14 protein-coding genes are annotated in these 21,039 nt (G+C 74.0%); 12 read left to right on the plus strand and 2 right to left on the minus strand.

Annotation, left to right across the window (positions count from 1 at the left end):
• The first annotated feature begins 1 nt into the window (after position 1).
• From EJC51_RS17630 to EJC51_RS17650, 5 genes are all read left to right on the plus strand, one after another.
• On the plus strand, positions 2 to 1,267 hold the full coding sequence (locus tag EJC51_RS17630; protein ID WP_126271957.1) for a 6-phospho-beta-glucosidase: 1,266 nt from the start codon (positions 2 to 4) through the stop codon (positions 1,265 to 1,267).
• Positions 1,258 to 2,229, plus strand: coding sequence for an N-acetylglucosamine kinase (locus EJC51_RS17635; RefSeq protein WP_126271958.1), 972 nt, complete (start codon positions 1,258 to 1,260; stop codon positions 2,227 to 2,229). Before EJC51_RS17630 ends, EJC51_RS17635 begins: the two co-directional genes overlap by 10 nt.
• A 289-nt stretch (positions 2,230 to 2,518) precedes the next feature.
• Positions 2,519 to 3,934, plus strand: a complete 1,416-nt coding sequence (locus tag EJC51_RS17640; RefSeq protein WP_126277002.1) for a hypothetical protein — start codon at positions 2,519 to 2,521, stop codon at positions 3,932 to 3,934.
• 14 nt (positions 3,935 to 3,948) lie between these two features.
• A complete protein-coding gene (locus EJC51_RS17645) occupies positions 3,949 to 5,016 on the plus strand; it encodes a glutamate ABC transporter substrate-binding protein (RefSeq protein ID WP_126277003.1) in 1,068 nt (355 codons plus the stop codon).
• Between the two features lie 82 nt (positions 5,017 to 5,098).
• Complete coding sequence (locus EJC51_RS17650) at positions 5,099 to 6,433, plus strand: hypothetical protein (RefSeq protein ID WP_126271959.1); 1,335 nt, start codon at positions 5,099 to 5,101, stop codon at positions 6,431 to 6,433.
• Positions 6,434 to 6,455: 22 nt separating this feature from the next.
• Here the strand turns inward: EJC51_RS17650 and EJC51_RS49580 are convergent, their stop codons facing one another.
• A complete protein-coding gene (locus EJC51_RS49580; RefSeq protein ID WP_425276795.1) occupies positions 6,456 to 6,767 on the minus strand; it encodes a hypothetical protein in 312 nt (103 codons plus the stop codon).
• 52 nt (positions 6,768 to 6,819) lie between these two features.
• On the opposite strand from EJC51_RS49580, the gene EJC51_RS17655 reads away from it, so the two are divergent.
• The 4 genes from EJC51_RS17655 to EJC51_RS17670 all read left to right on the plus strand — a co-directional run bounded on the left by EJC51_RS17655 (position 6,820) and on the right by EJC51_RS17670 (position 13,402).
• Complete coding sequence (locus EJC51_RS17655; protein WP_425276796.1) at positions 6,820 to 8,949, plus strand: serine/threonine-protein kinase; 2,130 nt, start codon at positions 6,820 to 6,822, stop codon at positions 8,947 to 8,949.
• The gene (locus EJC51_RS17660; protein ID WP_165951154.1) at positions 8,950 to 10,248 is read left to right on the plus strand and encodes a PP2C family protein-serine/threonine phosphatase; all 1,299 of its coding nucleotides are present in this window, start codon (positions 8,950 to 8,952) and stop codon (positions 10,246 to 10,248) included.
• Between the two features lie 102 nt (positions 10,249 to 10,350).
• Positions 10,351 to 11,697, plus strand: coding sequence for a vWA domain-containing protein (locus tag EJC51_RS17665; RefSeq protein WP_126271962.1), 1,347 nt, complete (start codon positions 10,351 to 10,353; stop codon positions 11,695 to 11,697).
• Between the two features lie 58 nt (positions 11,698 to 11,755).
• The gene (locus tag EJC51_RS17670; protein ID WP_126271963.1) at positions 11,756 to 13,402 is read left to right on the plus strand and encodes an FHA domain-containing protein; all 1,647 of its coding nucleotides are present in this window, start codon (positions 11,756 to 11,758) and stop codon (positions 13,400 to 13,402) included.
• Between the two features lie 12 nt (positions 13,403 to 13,414).
• Here the strand turns inward: EJC51_RS17670 and EJC51_RS17675 are convergent, their stop codons facing one another.
• Positions 13,415 to 14,404 (minus strand): methyltransferase domain-containing protein, encoded by a 990-nt coding sequence (locus EJC51_RS17675; RefSeq protein ID WP_126271964.1) that lies wholly within the window; start codon positions 14,402 to 14,404, stop codon positions 13,415 to 13,417.
• A 69-nt stretch (positions 14,405 to 14,473) separates the two neighbouring features.
• Between EJC51_RS17675 and EJC51_RS17680 the strand changes: the two genes are divergently transcribed.
• From EJC51_RS17680 to EJC51_RS17690, 3 genes are all read left to right on the plus strand, one after another.
• Entirely contained in the window at positions 14,474 to 14,878 is a 405-nt protein-coding gene (locus EJC51_RS17680; RefSeq protein WP_097264233.1) for a globin, read from the plus strand.
• Between the two features lie 186 nt (positions 14,879 to 15,064).
• Positions 15,065 to 18,286, plus strand: a complete 3,222-nt coding sequence (locus EJC51_RS17685) for an ABC transporter permease (RefSeq protein WP_126271965.1) — start codon at positions 15,065 to 15,067, stop codon at positions 18,284 to 18,286.
• A gap of 39 nt (positions 18,287 to 18,325) precedes the next feature.
• Complete coding sequence (locus EJC51_RS17690) at positions 18,326 to 21,034, plus strand: ABC transporter permease family protein (RefSeq protein WP_126271966.1); 2,709 nt, start codon at positions 18,326 to 18,328, stop codon at positions 21,032 to 21,034.
• Positions 21,035 to 21,039 lie beyond the last annotated feature (5 nt).

A 21,039-nucleotide genomic window follows, 5' to 3' on the forward strand; every position in this document is an offset into this window, starting at 1 on the left:
TATGAAACTCACCGTGGTAGGCGGCGGTTCGACCTACACCCCCGAACTCATCGACGGCTTCGCCCGCTTGCGGGACACGCTCCCCATCGAGGACCTCGTCCTGGTCGACCCGTCAACCGAACGCCTCGACCTGGTGGGCGGCCTGGCCCGCCGCATCTTCGCCAAGCAGCACCACGACGGCCGTATCACCACCACCTCCGACCTGGACGCGGCCGTGGACGGCGCCGACGCGGTCCTGCTCCAGCTCCGCGTCGGCGGCCAGGCGGCCCGCGCACAGGACGAGACCTGGCCCCTGGAGTGCGGCTGCGTAGGCCAGGAGACGACCGGCGCCGGCGGCCTGGCCAAGGCCCTCCGCACGGTCCCCGTGGTCCTGGACATCGCGGAGCGGGTCCGCCGCGCCAACCCCGACGCCTGGCTGATCGACTTCACCAACCCGGTCGGCATCGTCACCCGGGCCCTCCTCCAGGCGGGCCACAAGGCGGTGGGCCTGTGCAACGTGGCCATCGGCTTCCAGCGCAGGTTCGCGGCCCTGCTCGACGTCGCCCCCTCCGAGGTCCACCTGGACCACGTGGGCCTCAACCACCTCACCTGGGAGACGGCGGTACGCCTCGGCGGCCCCGAGGGCCGCAACGTCCTCCCCGACCTCCTCACCCACCACGGCGAGGCGATAGCGGCGGACCTCCACCTCCCGCACGCCCTCCTCACCCACCTCGACGCGATCCCCTCCTACTACCTCCGCTACTTCTACGCCCATGACGAAGTCGTACGGGAACTACGCACCAAGCCCTCCCGGGCGGCCGAAGTAGCCGCGATGGAGGCCCAGTTGCTGACGCTCTACGCCGACCCCGCCCTGGACGAGAAGCCGGAGCTCCTCTCCCGGCGCGGCGGCGCGTACTACTCGGAGGCGGCGGTGGACCTGGCCGCGGCCCTGCTCACCGGCGCGGGAAGCCCGTACCAGGTGGTCAACACCCGCAACAACGGCACGCTCCCCTTCCTCCCCGACGACGCGGTGATCGAGGTCCAGGCGGCCGTGGGCCAGAAGGGCGCCACGCCCCTCCCCGTCCCACCCCTGGACCCCCTCTACGCGGGCCTGATCGCCAACGTGACGGCCTACGAACACCTCGCCCTGGAAGCGGCCCTGCACGGCGGCCGGAACCGTGTCCTCAAGGCCCTGCTCGCCCACCCCCTGATCGGCCAGTACGAGTACGCCGACCACCTCACCGACCGACTGATCGCACACAACCGGGAGCATCTCGCGTGGGCATGACCGCAGGTGTCCTCGCCATAGACGCGGGCAACAGCAAGACGGACGTCGCCGTCCTGGCCCCCGACGGAACGGTCCTGGCCACGGCACGAGGAGACGGCTTCCGCCCCCACGCGACGGGCGTCGAGGCGGCGCTGGACACCGTGGCCGAGGCCGTGACCGAAGCCTTCACCACAGCCGGAGTCACCACCACGGACCACATCTCGGCGTGCCTGGCGAACGCGGACTTCCCTTTCGAGGAGGAACAGCTGGCCGCGGCCCTGAAAGCCCGCGCCTGGGGCACCACCGTCGCGGTCCGCAACGACACCTTCGCCATCCTCCGCGCCGGCGCCGCCGAACCCCGCGGCGTGGCCGTGGTGTGCGGCGCCGGCATCAACTGCGTCGGCATGCGTCCCGACGGCCGCACCGCCCGCTTCCCGGCACTGGGCCGCATCTCCGGTGACTGGGGCGGCGGTTGGGGCCTGGCGGAGGAGGCCCTGTGGCACGCGGCAAGGGCGGCGGACGGCCGCGGCGCCCCCACCGCGCTGGCCCACACCCTGCCCGCCCACTACGGCCTCCCGTCCATGTACGCCCTGATAGAGGCCCTGCACCGGGAACACATAGCCCCCGCCCGCCGCCACGAACTCACCCCGGTCCTCTTCACCACGGCGGATTCCGGCGACCGCATCGCCCGCGCCCTGGTGGACCGCCTGGCCGAAGAGGTGGTGGCGATGGCCACGGTGGCCCTGACCCGTCTGGACCTCCTGGAGGAGGAGACGCCGGTTCTCCTGGGCGGCGGCGTACTGGCCGCACGCCACCCCCGACTGGACGCAGGAATAAGGGACCTGCTCGCGTCCCGTGCCCCCAAGGCCGTCCCCCAAGTGGTCACGGCGAGCCCGGTACTGGGAGCGGCACTGCTGGGCCTGGACGACGTAGGGGCACCCGTGGAGGCCCAGACACGCACACGAGAGCACTACGAGCACTGACGGCCCACCTCCCCACCGCCGTCCACCCCGCATCCACCCGAGCCCGCCCGAACCGGGAACCGAACAGATTCCCCCGACGTGTGATTGGGCAGGGGGTGGTGCGGGGCGCTGTGTGATGCCGGGATTCCGGCAGACACACTGCGATCCGATCAAGATCCAGTGAAGGCCGGTGCGCATTGTCGGTCCCGGCAGCGATACTTGCGGCGACAGATGACCATGGGGGAGGTCAACAGTGACACACCCGCCGAAAAGCAGCGCGGCGCCACCACCGAACCTCGGCATGCCCACGATGCCGGCCGTACCGCCACAACCAGGCCCCCCGGCGCAGGGCGACGGCTCCCCCACCCCGGCCGCCGCCCCCGCCCCACAGGAACCCCGCCGCACCGCGTTCGCCGAGGGCCTCGATCGCCTGCGCCACGCGGCCACCACCGAACCCGGCCGGCTCCGCATCATCGGCGCCTTCCTCGCCGCCCTGGTCATCGCGTTCGGCGCGGTCACCGCCTGGCAGACGGCCGACCGCGCGGCCGCCGCCGACGACGTCCTCAACAAGAGCCAGCCGCTCAGCAGCGCCGCCGCCGACATCTACCGCAGCCTCGCCGACGCCAACACGGCCGCCTCCAGCGGCTTCCTCGCCGGCGGCCAGGAGACGGCGACCTCGCGCGACCGCTACGAGAAGGACATCGACAAGGCGGCCGCCGGCCTCGTCAAGGCCGCCGCGAACTCGGACCCCGACTCCCCGGCCGCGGCCACGGTCACGAAGCTCAACCGTCTGCTGCCGGAGTACAAGGGCCTGGTGGAGCGCGCCCGCACCTACAACCGCCAGGGCTTCCCGGTCGGCGGCGCGTATCTGCGCTACGCCAACGAGAAGATGCAGAACGACATGCTCCCGGCGGCGGAGGACCTGTACACGAGCGAGAACGAACGCCTCCGCGCCGACTACGACGACGCGACGCCCTACCCGTGGGCGGCGATAGCCCTCGGCGTCCTGGTCCTCGCCGCCCTCGCCTGGGCCCAGCACCGCAACTACCGGCGCACCAACCGGGTCATGAACCACGGCCTGGTCGCGGCGACGGCCACCGCGACGGTCGTGCTCCTGTGGCTCGTCGTCGGCCACACCGTCGCGCGCGCGGGACTGAACGACTCCTACGACCACGGCGTCCGCTCCCTGAACGTCCTGCACGACGCCCGCATCGCCTCCCTGAAGGCGCGCGGCAACGAGAACCTCACCCTGGTCGCCCGCGGCGCCGAGACGGTGACGGTGAAGGACGCGAACGGCGTGGAGCAGACGCTGGACGCGTACGACAGCGACTTCCAGGAGGACATGAAGACCCTCGGCGCGGGCCTGGCCGAAGCGGCGAAGCTCGCCGACGACAACTCCGGCGAGAAGCCGGTCACCGAGGCCCAGGGCAACATGAAGGAGTGGCAGAACCGCCACAAGGCGGCCCGCGACGAGGACGACAACGGCAACTACGAGGCGGCGCTGAACCGGGTCATCGGCCCCAAGAACGCGACGGGCGAGTGCTTCGACAGCGTCGACGCCAATCTCGCCAAGGCGATCGCGCACGAGGAGACCGAGTTCGAGCAGTCGGCCGGCGACGGCCTGGACGCGATGACGGGCCTGACCGTGGGCGCGGCGGTGCTCGCCGTCCTGGGCGCGGCCGGCGCGGTGCTGGGCATCGGCCGCAGGCTGTCGGAGTACCGGTGAGAGGGGGCGTGACGATGAACGTACGACGTCTGCGGGCCGGTCTGAAGGGCTGGGGCGGTGTGGCCGCGATGGCGGTGGTCTGCGCCCTCGCGCTCGCGTTCGTACTGCTGCTGCCGCTGACGCAGTCGAAGGGCGCCGACAGCACGGCGGCCGGCGGCCCCGGTGTGGCCCACGGCAGCCAGGCGCGCGCCGAGGACGACCCCTGCCAGGACCCGCAGATCGTGAAGGCACCGGAGAAGCAGACGCTGTCCCCGTCGGGCGCGGACGGCGACACCATCAAGAAGATCAAGGCCCGGGTGGGCGACAAGCGCAAGCTGATCGTCGGCGTGGACCAGAACAGCTACCGCTGGGGCTACCGCAACCCGAACGCCGGCACCAGCGGTGAGCTGGAGGGCTTCGACATCGACCTGGTGCACCGGATCGCCGCCGAGATCCTCGGCGACCCGAACGCGGTGCTGTTCAAGGCGATCCCCACCAACCAGCGCATCCCGGCGCTCCAGGAGGGCCGGGTCGACATGGTGGTGCGCACGATGACCATCAACTGCAAGCGCCTGGGCCAGGTCGCGTTCTCCGCCCCGTACTTCAAGACCGGCCAGCAGGTCCTCGCCCCCAAGTCCTCGCCGATCAAGGGGTACGACGACACGCTCGCCGGCAAGAGGATCTGCACGGCGGAGGGTTCGACGGCGAACACCACGCTGACGGACGACCAGAAGGCGGGCCGGCTCCCCGCGACGGCGAAGATCGTCGAGCCGGTGCCGAACCAGCTGGACTGCCTGGTGCGGCTCCAACTCGGCGAGGTGGACGCGGTGGTGACGGACGGCGCCCTCGCCGCGAGCCAGGCGGCCCAGGACCCGACGGTCCAGCTGAAGGGCGAGCCGTTCACGACCGAGTACTACGGCGTGGCGATGAACCTGAAGGCGGACGATCTGGTACGCCGGGTCAACCAGATCCTGGCGGACTACCGCAAGGACACCGCGAACGGCTGGCAGGCGTCGTACGACAAGTGGCTGTCGGCGACACTGGACAAGGACTCAGCGAAGTCGAAGCCGCCGACACCGGCGGAGTACCTCCGCACGGGCTGAGGCAGGCACGGACAGGCACCGACAGGCACCCGAACGGCGAGCAACCACCCCCAACAACCAGACCAGCAGCGAGAGGTGATCGATGGGCGTCACGGGACCCCCCGGGCCGGTGATGGACCGGGACGAGGTGGACCGTGCGCTGGCGCGGCTCGGCGCGGAGTACGAGGCGATCGAGACCTCGCTCCTCGCCTTGCAGGACCACTCCGGCCGCAGGCTCCTGGAGGGCGCCCAGCTCACGGGGGTCACCAAGGAGCGCTGGGCGGCCGCGGAGGCGTCGATCACGCTGCTGTGGGCGTACTTCGACGCGTACACGGACGCGTTGCGCAGCGCCAGGGAGATCAGGTCGCGGCGCCGCTGGTCCAGCCGCGAGGACCTGGTGGAGCTGACGGAGCTGCTGCGCGGCGAGTCGGTGACGGTCGCGGGCAGCGCCACGGCGACGGCCAACGCCCCGACCCTGCACGGCGGTTCGGGCAAGCTCAGCGAGCAGTTCAGCCTCGCCACGCTGGTCGACCGGATGAACGAGCTGTACGCGACCTCGCTCGACATGGTCGTCGCCGCCGACGCGGTGTGGTCGGCGCTGCCCGCGCGGATAGATTTACTGGCCGCCGAACTCCAGCGCACCCGCAAGCTCGCGCACTCGGTGGGCGTCCGCCCGGGCGAGCACCCGGCGGGCGACGACCTGGAGCGCATCACGCACACGCTGACGCACCTGCGCGAGCAGGTGGTCTCCGACCCGCTCGCCTACTGGAACCCCACCCCGGGCAGCTCGGCCCCGGGCGGCGGCCGCCCGGACACGACGGTGTACGACCGTGAGGCGCGCGCCCTGGAGGACGTACGCCGGGAGATCGACGCGGTGCTGACGGTCCGTCAGGATGCGGAGCAGCGGCTGATCAGGCTCCGTGACGTGCTCTCGCGCGCGGACCGTACGCTCGCCGAGGCCCGTACCGCGCGCGGCGAGGTGCTGGCGAAGATCGCGGCCACGGAGGTGCCGGTCGTCAGCGGTCCGCCGACCGTCCTCCAGGAGCAGCTGGCGACGGCCGCCGAGTACCGCAGACAGGCCCAGTGGCACCGCCTGTCCCCGCTCCTGGAGTCGCTGGAGCAGAAGGCGGAGGACGAACTGCTGCGCGCCCGCGAGTCGTTGACCGCGGTCACCCAGCCACTGGCGGTCCGCGCGGAGCTGCGCGGCCGCCTCGACGCGTACAAGGCGAAGGTCGCCCGGCACGGCCTCGCCGAGGACCCGTTCCTGATCGAGCGCTACGACGCGGCGCGCCGCATGCTGTGGAGCGCCCCGTGCGATCTGCGCGTCGCCGAACAGGCCGTGCTGCGCTACCAGCACGCGGCCGCCGAGCTGCTGCGCGCCCCGCGGGTGCCGGAGCAGAGCGGGCCAGAGGACCGTAGGGGGGAGGACCGGTCATGAGTCAGGCAGCACAGCAGGCCTGTCAGCGGCCAGGCTGCGACGGGACGTACGAGGACGTCGGCGGCGGTGAGCTGTACTGCGACACCTGCGGTCTCGCGCCGGTGGTGTCGGCCAGCGGCATGGTGGGGTCGTCGCCGACCGGCATGACGGGCGGCGGCAAGGGCTCGCGCGGTTCCGGCAGCGGCAGCGCGCGCTCCGGCAGCAGCCGCAGCACCTCGCGCAGCACGTCCCAGTCGTCGAAGTCCCGGCGCTCGGTGTCGGGCCGCCTCTCCCGCTCCCTGTCGGGCCGTACGACGGGCCGCTCGGTGTCGGTGCGCAGTTCGGGTTCCAGCACCGGGGCGAGTGCCCGGGGCCGGCTGGGCGCCGGTCTGGTCGAGGTGCCGGGCGTGCCGCGTCCGGACCCGCGCGGGATGGTGCTGGAGAACCCGGAAGTCCCCGAGCGCAAGCGGTTCTGCTCCCGTTCGGACTGCGGGGCGCCGGTGGGCCGGTCCCGGGGCGACCGTCCGGGGCGTACGGAGGGCTTCTGCACCAAGTGCGGCAACCCGTACTCGTTCGTGCCGAAGCTGGCGGCCGGTGACATCGTGCACGGCCAGTACGAGGTCGTGGGCTGTCTGGCGCACGGCGGCCTCGGCTGGGTCTACCTCGCCGTCGACCGCGCGGTCTCCGACCGCTGGGTGGTCCTCAAGGGCCTCCTCGACACCGGCGACCAGGACGCGATGGCGGCGGCGATCTCCGAGCGGCGCTTCCTCGCGGAGATCGAGCACGCCAACATCGTGCGGATCTACAACTTCGTCGAGCACCTGGACCAGCGCACCGGCTCGCTCGACGGCTACATCGTCATGGAGTACGTCGGCGGCAAGTCCCTCAAGGAGATCGCCAACGACCGCCGCACCCCGGCCGGCAAGCGCGACCCGCTCCCGGTGGAACAGGCCTGCGCGTACGGCATCGAGGCGCTGGAGGCGCTCGGCCACCTCCACAGCCGCAACCTGCTGTACTGCGACTTCAAGGTCGACAACGCCATCCAGACCGAGGACCAGCTCAAGCTCATCGACATGGGCGCGGTCCGCAGGATGGACGACGACGAGTCGGCGATCTACGGCACGGTCGGCTACCAGGCGCCGGAGGTCGCCGAGGTCGGCCCGTCGGTGGCGTCCGACCTCTACACGGTCGCCCGCACCCTCGCCGTCCTCACCTTCGACTTCCAGGGCTACACGAACGTCTTCGTGGACTCCCTGCCCGACCCCGACAACATCGAGGTCTTCCACCAGTACGAGTCCTTCTACCGCCTCCTGGTCCGCGCCACCGACCCCGACCCGGCCCGCCGCTTCGCCTCCGCCCAGGAGATGGCCGAGCAGCTGACCGGCGTGCTGCGGGAGGTCGTGTCGCTCCAGACGGGGCGGGCACGCCCTGCCCTGTCGACGCTGTTCGGGCCCGAACTGCGGGTGCCGGACACGGAGTTGTTCCCGAAGCTGGACGGGGAGGTCTCGCGGCTGGGGGCACGGGTGGTCGTTCCGCGGCGGTCCGCCCCGGGCGCTCTCCTCCCTGCGGCCGTTCCGACGCCGGGGAGTGGCGCGGCGCTGGTCAAGCCGGTGGCGACGCCCGCCGCCGCGCTGGCCCTCCCCGTGCCGCGGGTCGACCCCTCCGACCCCAACGCCGGCTTCCTCGCCGGGCTCATGGCGACCGCCGCCGCGGAGCTGCTGGGGGCGCTCGCCGCCGCGCCCGCGCCGTCCGTCGAGACGCGGTTGCGGCAGATCCGGGCCTGGCTGGAGAACGGCGACGCGCACACCGCCCTGGAGGCGCTGACGCGGGTCGAGGACGAGCGGCCCGACGACTGGCGGGTGGTCTGGTACCGCGGGGTCGCCGCCCTCGTCACCGGCGATCACGAAGCCGCCGCGCTCGCCTTCGACGCCATCTACGACGCCTTCCCGGGCGAGCCCGCGCCGAAGCTGGCGCTCGGCCTGTGCGCGGAGGTGCTGGGCCAGCTCGACAACGCCGCCGAGTACTACCGCCTGGTCTGGGCGACCGACCCCAGCTATGTCAGCGCCGCCTTCGGGCTCGCGCGGGTCCAGCTCGCCGCCGGCGACCGCGGCAGTGCCGTACGCACCCTGGAGTCGGTTCCGGAGTCGTCCATCCACTACACCGCCGCCCGCGTGGCCGCCGTACGGGCGCGGCTGCGTCAGCGCACGGCCGCCGCCGGTGACGTACCGTTCCTTGACGACCTGACCGCCGCCGCCGGGCAGGTCGAGGCGCTGGACGCGTACGGACTGGATCCGGCGCGCCGGGAGCAGTTGTCCGCCGAAGTCCTCGGCTGCGCGCTGGACTGGGTACTCTCCGGTGGCCAGGGCGCCGACCCGGCCGCCCGCCGGGTGCTGCTCGGCAGCGAGCTGGACGAGCGGGGACTCCGCTTCGGACTGGAGCGTTCGTACCGCACGCTGGCCCGGCTCGCGCGGGGCGGCGAGGAGAGGATCGACCTGGTGGAACGTGCCAACCGTTACCGCCCCCGGACGTGGGTGTAGTTGATGTCGCAGATGCCCCAGCAGGCCGCCCTGACGAACTGCCCGAGCTGCGAGGAGCCGCTCGAGTCGGGTGACCGTTTCTGCGGTGCGTGCGGATACGACCTGTCCGCCGTACCGGCACCTCCGGACGACCACCCGACGCTCGCCGTGAACGGCTCGGCGCCGGTGCCGCCGCCCGCCGAGGGCGACCCCTGGCCGGTCGCCCACGACCCCGCGGGCACCGCCCCCGGCGACCACGGCCTGACGCCACCGCCGCCCCCGAGCGGCTCCCCCGTCTCACCGGCCTCCGGGGTGCGCTTCGACCGCCCGCCGGAGCCGGACGAGTACCCGCTCCAGGCGCCGGACCCGCGGGTGGCCGCCGAGACGCCGACCCCGGCGGAGGGCGTCAAGGTGTGCGTGGCCTGCCGCGCGGGCCGCGTCGACCACGACGGCTACTGCGAGAACTGCGGGCACGCCCAGCCGCGCGAGCGCGACCACATGGAGCAGGAGTGCGGCCCGATGGCGGCCGTCAGCGACCGCGGTCTGCGCCACCACCGCAACGAGGACGCGTTCGCCGTCGGCACCGCCGCCCTGCCCGACGGCTCGCCCGCGTCCGTGGCGATCGTCTGCGACGGCGTCTCCTCGGCGACCCGCCCCGACGACGCCTCCCTCGCCGCGTCCCGGGCGGCGAGCGAGTCGCTGCTGGCCGCCCTGCCCCTCGGCACCCACCCGCAGCAGGCGATGCACGAGGCGATCGTCGCCGCCTCCCGCGCGGTCAACGCCCTGGCCGCCGAACCGCAGACGGCCCGCGAGCACGCCCCGCACCAGAACGCCCCGGCCTGCACCATCGTCGGCGCCGTGGTGACGTCCGGGCTGCTGGTCGTCGGCTGGGTGGGCGACAGCCGCGCCTACTGGGTGCCGGTGGACCGCAGCGCGCTGCCGGCCCGCCTCACCGAGGACGACTCGTGGGCCGCGCAGATGGTCGCGGCGGGCCTGATGAACGAGGCGGAGGCGTACGCCGACGAGCGCGCCCACGCGATCACCGGCTGGCTCGGCGCGGACGCCTACGAACTGGAGCCGCACACCGCTTCCTTCAAGCCGGACCGGCCGGGTGTAGTGGTGGTGTGCACCGACGGACTGTGGAACTACGCGGAGGCCGCCCAGGAGATGGCCGAGGCCGTCCCGCTCGATGCCGCCGTCCGCCCCCTGCACGGCGCCCAGGTCCTGGTCGGTCACGCACTGGACGGCGGCGGCCACGACAACGTAACAGTGGCCCTCGTGCCGTTCCCCGCCCCGCATCAGGGGGCAGGATCGGCCTGAGGCCGATTCGTACGGGGATGCCTCGCAGGACCGGAGGGGACCGGTCCGCACACAGTCGTACGCCCCGCAACCGCGGGGTTTTCAAGGGGGATTCGAACAGGCATGGCCAATTTCTCGAAGTCCAACGTGCCGCAGTTCTCGGTGGACGTGTACCAGAACGAGTACCTGCCGGAGGGCGGCCGCGAGGTCAACGCGATCGTCACGGTCTCCGCGACCGGCGGCGGCACCGTCGGCAGCGCGGTCGGGGCGCCCCATCTCTACACATCGGGCCAGGGCCCGGACGCGGCCGTGGCGATCATGGTCGACTGCTCGGGGTCGATGGACTACCCGCCGACCAAGATGCGCAACGCGCGTGACGCCACGGCCGCGGCCGTCGACACCCTGCGCGACGGGGTGCACTTCGCGGTGATCGGCGGCACGCATGTCGCCAAGGAGGTCTATCCGGGCGGCGGGCGGCTCGCGGTCGCCGACGCCACCACCCGCGAGCAGGCCAAGCAGGCGCTGCGCAAGCTCAGCGCGGGCGGCGGCACCGCCATCGGCACCTGGCTGCGGCTCGCCGACCGGCTGCTGTCCTCGGCGGACGTCACCATCCGGCACGGCATCCTGCTCACCGACGGCCGCAATGAACACGAGTCACCCCAGGACCTCAAGGCGGCCCTCGACTCCTGCGCCGGACGCTTCACCTGTGACGCACGGGGCGTGGGCACCGACTGGGAAGTGAGTGAAGTCACAGGCATCGCCTCGGCGCTGCTCGGCACCGCCGACATCGTCGCCGACCCGGCCGGGCTCGCCGCCGACTTCACGCAGATGATGGAGACGGCGATGGGCAAGGAGGTCGCGGACGTCTCGCTGCGGCTGTGGACGCCGGTCGGCACCACCATCAAGTTCGTCAAGCAGGTCGCGCCCACCGTCGAGGAGTTGACCGACCGCCGCACCGAGGCGGGCCCGCGCGCCGGGGACTACCCCACCGGCTCCTGGGGGGACGAGTCCCGTGACTACCACGTCTGCGTGGAGGTCCCGGTCGCGAACCTCGGCCAGGAGATGCTGGCCGCCCGCGTCTCGCTCGTCATCCCCCAACCCGACGGCAGCGCACAGAACTTGGGCGCCCAGGGGCTGGTACGAGCGGTGTGGACCGACGACATGGTCGCCTCGACGTCGATCAACCCTCAAGTAGCCCACTACACCGGCCAGGCCGAACTGGCACAAGTCATCCAACAAGGCCTCGATCTGCGCAAAGCGGGCGATATGGATGGAGCAACGGCCAAACTGGGCCGGGCCGTTCAGCTCGCAAGCGCTTCCGGCAACGCCGATACTGCGAAACTGCTTGCGAAGGTGGTGGACGTGGTCGATGCCGCGACAGGTACTGTGCGGTTGAAGGCGAAGGTCGAGGAGGCCGACGAGATGACTCTCGAGACCCGGTCCACAAAGACAGTTCGTGTAAAGAAGTAAACAGAAGTAGACAGAAGCGACCTAGAAGTCTCCTTACGTGAGAGGGGGAAGCGCCGACATGCCGACCTGCCCGAACGGACACCAGTCGGGTTCCGACGACTGGTGCGAGGTCTGCGGTCACCGCATGGCCGGTGCCGTGCCTCCGCCCCCTCCCCCGCCGCCGCCCCCCGGTGGCGGCTACGGCTTCCCGCCGCCCCCGCCCGGCGCCGGCGGCCAGCCCGGACGCTCCCACCTGTCCGCCGTGCCGGACCCCGAGCCGGAGCTCTGCCCGCAGTGCCGTACGCCCCGTGAGGGCGGCGCGCCGTTCTGCGAGGAGTGCCGGTGGAACTTCCTGACGAACACGGCGACCTCGTACACCCCGGCCGCCCCGCGCCCGCCGGCCCCCGGCCCGGGCGTGCGCTTCCAGGGCCCGCCGCCGGGTGCGTCGTACGGCGGCGGTGACTCGTACGAGTACCAGGGCTCCCGCCCGTCCCAGATGAACCGCCCCGCCGAGCCGATCCCGCCCTTCGGCGGCGAGCGCCAGGGCCCGGACGGCCCCGGCGGCCCCAACGGCCCCGGCGGCTACGGCGGGCAGCCCGGACCTGGCGGTCCTGGCGGCTCCGGCGGCCCCAACGGTCCCGGCGGCTTCGGTACGCAGGCCGGACCTGGTGGTCCCGGCGGCCCCAACGGCCCTGGTGGCTTCGGCGGCCCGAACGCTCCCGGCGGTCCCGGTGGACCCAACGGTCCCGGTGGTTACGGCACGCAGGGCGGCCCGGGTGGCCCCGGCGGCCCGAACGGACCTGGCGGCTTCGGTACGCAGGGTGGTCCTGGCGGGTCCGGCGGTCCCGGTGGCCCCGGCGGTCCCGGTGGCCAGGGCGGCCCGAACGGCCCCGGCGGCTTCGGAACCCAGGGCGGCCCCGGTGGTCCCGGTGGTCCGGGCGGCTACGGCTACCCGCAGCCCGGCTCCACGCAGGCCCCGCCCGGCTCCGGCGGCTCCTCCCCCTTCGGCAACGACCCCTCCCGCCCCGTCCCGCCCCCGCCCGGCCCCACGCCGCCCGCAGGGCCCGGCGGCCCCGGCGCCCCGTCGGCGTTCTCGCCGTCCGGTCCGTCCGCCCCGCCCGCCTTCCCGCAGGAGACGAACCGGCCGCAGCCCGGCGGTCCGTCCTTCGGCGGCGGCGAGGACGACTGGGTGATCTCCCCGCCGTCCTCCAACGCCCCCGGCGGCGGTCCCGGTGGTGCCCCCGGCGGCTACGGCTACCCGCAGCCCGGCTCCACGCAGGCCCCGCCCGGCCCCGGCTATCAGCAGCAGCCCGCGGGACCGGCGACCTGGATCGCGACCATCGGCCCGGACCGCGAGTACTTCATGGCGATGATGCAGCGTTCGGGGCCCGAGGCCGCGGGTCTCAACCTGCCCGCGTACTCGCCCGAGCAGCAGCGCACGCTCACCGGCAACCAGGTCACCATCGGCCGCCGCCGGCACTCCACCGGCGACACCCCGGACATCGACCTGTCGGTGCCGCCGGAGGACCCGGGCGTCTCGCACCAGCACGCGGTGCTGGTGCAGCAGCCCGACGGCTCCTGGGCGGTCGTCGACCAGAACTCGACGAACGGTACGACGGTCAACGGCGCGGAGGAGCCCATCCAGCCCTTCGTGCCGGTGCCGCTCCAGGACGGCGACCGGGTGCACGTGGGCGCCTGGACGACGATCACGGTCCGCCGCGGATAGCGGCGCGCAGCGTCACGGCAGCCGGAGGGGCCACGCGTACGGCCCCTCCGGATCGTCCAGCCACCCCCACTCGTCCCCGCCGCTCACCGTGAGGCCGTACCGCCCGCGCGGCGGCCGCCCCTCCCGTTCCCAGAGCTGATACGCCTCCTGCGGCGTGAGGCTGCCCCGGCTGAGGTCCAGCAGGAAGCGGAACAGGTCGTCCTCCCGTGCCTGGCGCGGCACCCCGCCCAGCGAGGCGGGCTCCGGCTCCGGCCGCCCCTCGCCGCGCAGCGGCACGAAGTAGGCGGGCGTGGGCAGGAAGCGCCCCTCCGCGGACCCCGGGTCCCGGACGGTCAGCACGATCAGACCGGTGGCCAGCGGGGCCAGGACGCGGGCGCCGGGGGCGCACTGGGCGAGCCAGGCCGGCGGGATCGAGGTCAGGGCGCAGGTCGCGATGATCCGGTCGAAGGGGGCGCGCTCGGGCACCCCGCGGGCGCCGTCGCCGGTGACGACGACCGGGTGGTGGCCGGCGGCGGCCAGGTGCTGCCGGGCCGCCTCGGTGATGTCCGGCTCCAGGTCGACGGTGGTGACGAGGTCGTCGTCGCCGAGCCGGTGGGCGAGCAGCGCCGCGTTGTATCCCGTACCGGCGCCGATCTCCAGGACCCGGTCGCCGTCCTCGACCTCCAGGGCGGCCAGCATCATCGCCATGAGGGAGGGCTGGCTGCTGGAGGTGACCAGTTCGCCGTCGCGCAGCCGGGTGGCCAGCGGGGTGTCGGCGTAGGCGCCGCGCACCCAGCGTTCCCGGGCGCGGGCGTCGGGGCTCTCGCCCCAGCGGCGCTCGTGACCGCCCCTGACGCCGACGTAGTAGTACGGCACGAACAGATGCCGCGGTACGGCCGCGAAGGCCTCCCGCCACACCGGGTCGTCCGCCCAGGCCCCGCTCGCGTCGATCCGGTCGACGAGCTCGGCCCGCGCCTCGGCGGCGAGGTCTTCCAGGTCCTTGTGGAGAGCGTGCGCACCCATACCTCCACTGTCCTGCGGAAGGGTCCTAAGCCCCAAGTCCTGGTTCCCCCCGTCTGAGACGATGGAGCGGTGACAGAGATTCGGCGCGGCTCGCTTCAGACGGAGACCTTCTACGAGCAGGTCGGCGGGGAGGAGACCTTCCGCCGCCTGGTCCGGCGTTTCTACGAGGGTGTGGCCGAGGACCCGCTCCTGAAGCCCATGTACCCCGAGGAGGACCTGGGCCCGGCCGAGGAGCGGCTGACGCTGTTCCTCATCCAGTACTGGGGCGGCCCGACGACGTACAGCGAGAACCGCGGCCACCCCCGGCTGCGGATGCGGCACGCCCCGTTCCAGGTGGACCGGGCGGCGCACGACGCGTGGCTGAAGCACATGCGGGTGGCCGTGGACGAGCTCGGCCTGTCCGAGGAGCACGAGCACACGCTGTGGAACTACCTGACGTACGCGGCGGCGTCGATGGTGAACACCGAGGGCTGATCCCGGCACCCGCGCACTGAGTCCCGAATTCCGGTCGTACGACGTCGATTTCCGATCACGATCCGGTCAAGTCCGGCGCACAACCGCTTACTGACCCTCGCCCCCTCTGACAGCATCGCCCGGAGGTCTGGACAACACGTCGGACCGCGGTGGGGATGACGGTCACGACGGGGGTCGGGTGACGGGGTGGCGTGGTACGGGGGGTTCGCGAGGTTCGTCCTTCAGCGGGCGCGGGCGCATCGCCCCCTGCTCGCCGCCGCGCTGCTGACCGTCCTGCTGACGACGGCGGTCCTGGCGACGCTCGCCGCGTACTCCGGCGCGATCGGTGACGCCGCCCTGCGCCACTCGCTCGCGGACTCCCGCAACGCTTCCGATGCCGCCCTGATCGTCAAGGCCGACGTCCCGGCCGCGTCCCGTGCCGCCGCCGACACCGCCGTACGCGAAGGCGCCCGCACGACGTTCGACGGGCTGCCGGTCACCGTGCGGACGCTGCTGAAGTCGGGCCCGTACGCGCTGCCCCGCTCGCTCCGGCCGCCCGCCGAGCGGTCCGGGGACCCGGATCTCACCCACTTCGCGGCCCTGGACGCCTCCCAGGTGCGGATCACGGACGGCCACGCACCGGCGGCGGCCGGCGAGGTGGCGCTGCCGCAGAGCGCCGCCCGGCTGCTGAAACTGAAGCCGGGCGCCCGCCTCACCCTCGTCGACCGCCTCGGCGGCCCGAAGGTGAGGATCCACGTCGTCGGCCTCTACCGTCCCGCCCACGCGGACGCCCCGTACTGGCAGCTCCTGGACGATCTCCACGGCCGCGGCGTCAACAAGGTCGACTTCACCACGTACGGCCCCCTCCTCGCCGCCCCCGAGGCCCTGACCGGCGGCAAGGTCAGCGCCGGGCCCTCGGCGTGGCTCGCGACCGCCGACTTCTCGAACCTGACGACCGGCCGGATCGGCGCCCTGCGCGAGGCGGCCCGCGACGGCAGCGCGGCGCTGCGCGGCGAGGCCGCGCTCAGCGGCACCACGGCCGCACACACCGATCTGCCCGCCGTCCTCGACCGCGTCGACCGCTCGCTGCTGGTCTCCCGCTCCACCCTGCTGATCGTCGCCCTCCAACTCGTGCTCCTCGCGGGCTGTGCGCTGCTGCTGGTGGCCCGGCTGCTGAGCGCCCAGCGCACGGGCGAGACCCGGCTGCTCAGGGCGCGCGGCGCCTCCCGGCCGCGGGTCGCGGGGCTGGCCGCGCTGGAGGCGCTGCTGCTCGCGGTGCCCGCGGTGGTGTGCGCGCCGCTGCTGGCGGGGCCGCTGACCCGGCTGCTGGCCGGGCAGGGCGCGCTGTCCCGGCTCGGCCTTGAGCTGGACGTGCCGGCGGCCGGGTCGTTCGGGGTGTGGCTGGTGGCGGCGGCTGTGGCGCTGGGCTGTGCGCTGGCGGTGACACTGCCCGCGCTGACGTCGTCCCTCGCCACTGGACGGGCCCGTGCCCTGCCGTCGGCGCTGCGCTCGGGCGCGGACGTGGGGCTGCTGGTGGTGGCCGGGGTGGCGTACTGGCAGCTGGGCCGGCAGACCACGGGCGCGGTGACCGGCGACAGCTCGGGCACCCTGGGCGTCGACCCCCTGCTGGTCGCCGCCCCCGCCCTCGCACTGCTCGCCGGTACGGTCCTCACCCTGCGGCTGCTGCCGCCGCTGGCCCGGCTCGCCGAACGCCGGGCCGCCGCCGGACGGGGCCTCGCCGCGGCCCTCGCGGGCTGGCAGATCGGACGCCGTCCGATGCGGGGCGCGGGTCCGGTGCTGCTGCTGGTGCTCGCCGTGGCGCTGGGTGTGCTGGCGATCGGGCAGGGCGCCTCCTTCGACCGCTCGCAGGACGACCAGGCCGACTTCCGCGCGGGCGTGCCGGTGCGGGTGCTGGCCAACGGCGAGGACGACCTCGGCCGCACCGACGCCTACGCCGCCGTCCCCCACGTACGCGAGGCCGCGCCGGCCGTCCGTACCGAACTGCCCCTGTCCGGCGGCCGTTCGGCGACCGTGCTGGCCCTGGACACCGCGCACGCGGCGGACTCCGTCCTGCTGCGCCGGGACCTGTCCGACGAGCCGGTACGGCCCCTGCTGGCCGGCCTCGGCCCGAAAGGGGCGTCGGCCGGGGCGGCCGTCCCCGCGGGCAGCGCCCGCCTGCGGCTGACGGCGACCCTGCGCGGCTCGGCGCCGGGCACGAGTGCCGACGTGACGGTCACCCTGGAGGACCGCTACGGCACCCCGTACCGGCTCCCGGCCGGGTCCCTCGCCGCCGACGGCCGCCCCCACCCGCTGGAACTGGCCGTACCGCCGGGGAAGTTGCTGCTGACCGACGTACAGCTGGTGCTGCCGGTGCCGCGTGAGCGGGCGGACCAACAGCGTTTCTCCCTCGACGCGCTGACCGCTGTGACGGCCCGAGGAGCGGAAAGCCGGGTCGAGTTGCCCACCGCCTGGACGGCCCGCACTCTCAGCGACAACACCTCGGAGTTCCCCGACCGCAGCAACGCGCCCGCCCCGCCCCGCGTGAGCGGGTCGTCCGTGGCGTACGGCACCGGTTACGTCCCGCGCGAGGACACCTGGACCCTGGCCTCGCTGACGGTCCGCCTCCAGGCCACGCAGCCCGCGGCACCGCAGGTCACCGCCGTCGCCACCGACCGCTTCCTCGACTCGGCGGGCGCCCGCACCGGGCAGCGCGTGGACGTGACGTTCGGCGGCCGGTCGCTGCCGGTGCGGATCGTCGCCGCGGTCCGGGCGCTGCCCACGACGGGGAGCGAGACCGGCGGGGCGCTGCTGGTCGATCTGCGGTCCGTGAACCGGGTGCTGGAGGCCAAGTACGGCGAGAGCGTCACGCCGACGGAGTGGTGGCTGGAGACGGACCGGCCCCCCTCGGTCGCCGCGGCGCTGCGGGCCCGCCCGGACCTGGACCCCGCCCAGGTCGTCGTCCGCGACGAGATCGCCGAGGAACTGCGCGACGACCCGTTCGGGGCGGGACCGGAGGCGGCGTTCACCGCGGCGGCCGGGGTGGCGGCGGCACTGGCCGCGCTCGGCTTCGCGGTGAGCGCGACGGGCTCGCTGCGGGAGCGGGACTCCGAGTTCGCGGTGCTGCGCGCCCTGGGCGCCCCACGCCGCCGGCTGGCCCGCACCATCGCCGTCGAGCAGGGCGTCCTGGTGACGCTGGCCCTGCTCGTGGGCGCCGCGCTGGGGACCGTCCTGGCCCGGGCGGTGATCCCGCTGATCCTCCTGACGTCCGACGCGACCCGCCCCGTACCGGAGGTGCTGGTGGAACTGCCGGTGGGACAGGTGGCCCTGCTGCTGGCGGCGGTCGCGGCGACACCGCTGGCCGTCACCGCCGTCCTCGCGCTGCGGCGGGCGAATCCACTGGTGTCGCTGCGGGAACAGGGAGGGGAGTGACATGGCGTCTGTGACGCTTGGGCGAGGGGGGCCGGTACGGTGACATCGGCCGTCGCCCCTTGGGTCCGCACCCGGCTGCGCACCGCCCCCGGCGCGGCCCTCGCCCTCGCCCTGCTGGTGGCGCTGACCGCCTGCCTCGCCGCCGCCCTGCCCCGGGCCCTGGACCGGTACGCGGACGCGGGCCTGCACCGGGCCGTCGAGCGGGCCGGCGCCGACCGCACCTCGATCCAGCTGTACGCCCAGCCCGAGTACGGCATCGTCTCCGAACAGGACCTGCGCCCCGCCACCCTGGCCGAGCAGTACGAGAAGATCCTGGCCACGGTCGAGAAGCCGCTGGTCGCCGACCGCCATCAGTCGACGTACGGCGTGCGCACCTCCACCAACATGGAGGTGCCCGACCCCTGGCTGCCCCGGCCGACCGGGACGCCCGCGCAGGTCGCTCTGGTCGCCCAGCAGGGCCTCGCCGACCACGTCCGCTCGGTCGAGGGGCGACTGCCGCGCGGGCCCGCCGCCCCGGCCGACGCGGCGACGCCGGAGGTGGAGGCCGCGGTCAGCGCCGCGACCGCCAAGTCCCTGCACATCAAGGTCGGTTCGGTCATCCACGTGCCCGGCGAGTCACGCGCTCCGCTGGCCGTACGGGTCACCGGCATCGTCACCCCGCGCGACCCGTCCGGCGCCTTCTGGTCCGGACAGCCGCTCCTCCGCAAGCCCGCCCTGATCCGGATGCCGGGTCCGAGCTCGGACGCCGACAAGTACTGGCTCGGCGCCCTGCTGCTCGCCCCCGAGTCGGCGCCCGCGATGCTGGGCACTCCCGGAAACCCCTGGCGCTACTGGCAGTTGGCGCCCGCGATGGGCGCGCTGCACGCCTACGACGTGGAGCGCCTCAAAACGGCTGTCGCCTCCCTGGAGTCCGGCCCGGCCCTTCAACAGGCCCGCTCGGTCACCGGCGGCCTCATGGACACGGACACCGATCTGAGCGAGGTCCTGACCGCCTACTCCCGGCTCCGCGAGGGCGTCTCCCCGCTGGTCGCCGTGGCCGCGGTCGGCGCCGGCACGGTCGCCGCGGTCGTCCTGCTCATGTCGGGGGGCCTCGCCGCCGACCGCCGCCGCACCGAACTCGCCCTGCTGCGGGCCCGCGGCGCGTCCCTGCGCGGCCTCGCCGGACGCCTCCTCGCCGAGACGGCCACGGTCGCGGTACCGGCCGGCGCCCTCGGTCTGGCGGCGGCCGTGCTGGCGATCCCCGAGGGCAGAGCGACGTACGCCGTCGTCGCTGCCGCCGTCGTCACGGCCGTGGCCTGCGCCGCGCTCCCGCTGCGCGCGGCGGTGGCGCACCGGGTCGTCCGGGTGCACACCGGCCGCGAGGACGTGGCGACGCTACGACCGTCCCGGCGCCGTACGGTGGCGGAGCTGACACTGCTCGTGCTGGCCGTGGCGGCGGTGGAGACCCTGCGCAGACGAGGCTCGTCCGGCGACGAACTGTCCTACGTCGCCCCGGTGTTGACGGGCGTGATCGCGGCCCTGGTCCTGGTCCGCCTCTACCCCTTCCCGCTGCGCGGCCTGGCCCGCCCCGCCGGCCGCCTGCGCGGGGTGGTCGCGCACCTCTCACTCGCGCGCGCGGGCCGCACGTCGGCTTCGGCGGTCCTCCCCCTGCTGGCCCTGCTCACCGCCCTGACGACGGCGGCCTTCGGCGGCTCGGTCCTGACGGGCGTCTCCGCGGCCCGCGACCAGGCGGCGCTGCTGGCGGTGGGCGCGGACGCCCGCGTCGACGCGGACGGACCGCTGCCGTCCGGCCTCGCGGACCGGCTCCGCCACGCGCCCGGCGTGTCCGCCCTGACGGAGGCGAGCATCGCGTACCAGGCGAAGCCGACGGACGGCAGCGTGTCGGTGCCCCTGGTGGGCGTGGAGCCGGGCGGATACGCGAAGTTGGCGGCAAGCACGGGCCTGGGCCCCTACACCGAGGGCGAGTTGACCGGCACCCGCGCCGGCGGAGTCCTCCCCGCCCTGGCCTCCCCCTCCGTCGCGAAGGCGTACGGCACCCGCCCCTTCCCCGTCCTCCTGGAGGACGGCACGACGACGATCACCGTCCGCATCACGCTCGTACGGGACCGGACGCCGGCGGTGAACGGCTCGGAGTTCCTGGTGGTGGACAGGGCGGGCCTCAGCGGCCCGACGGCCCGCCCGACGACGCTGCTGCTGACGGGCGGGGGCATCTCCGGCGCGACCCTGCGCAAGGCCACGGGCGACGCCGGCCACGTCCAGACGCGGTCCGAGGAGCGGGCACGGTACGTCAACTCCCCCCTCCAGTCGGGCGCCGAGGACATCTACACGGCAGCGGTGGCGGCGGGCGCCGGTTACGCCGTCCTCGCCCTCCTCCTCTCCCTCCTGCGCGCCGCCCCCGAACGCATCGCCCTCCTGGCCCGCCTCCGCACGATGGGCCTCACCCGCCCCCAGGGCCGCCGCCTCCTGATCCTGGAGTCCCTGCCCCAGGCGCTCCTGGCAGCGGCGGGCGGCATCCTGACAGGCTGGGCAACGGTCCACCTCCTGTCCCCGGGCATCGACCTGACGACCATCGCCCTGGCGGCGGCCCCGTCTTCCGGAGGCAATGCCGAGTTGCGTACGTCCGCCTGGTCCCTGGCGATACCGGCGGCCGCGGTGGTGCTGGTGACGGTGGGAGTGGCGGGGGCACAGGCATGGTGGTCGGGAAGACGGGGGTCGGTGGCGGAGCTGCGGGCGGGGGATACGCGATGAACGAG

The organism is Streptomyces aquilus (assembly GCF_003955715.1).
Lineage (GTDB): Bacteria > Actinomycetota > Actinomycetes > Streptomycetales > Streptomycetaceae > Streptomyces > Streptomyces aquilus.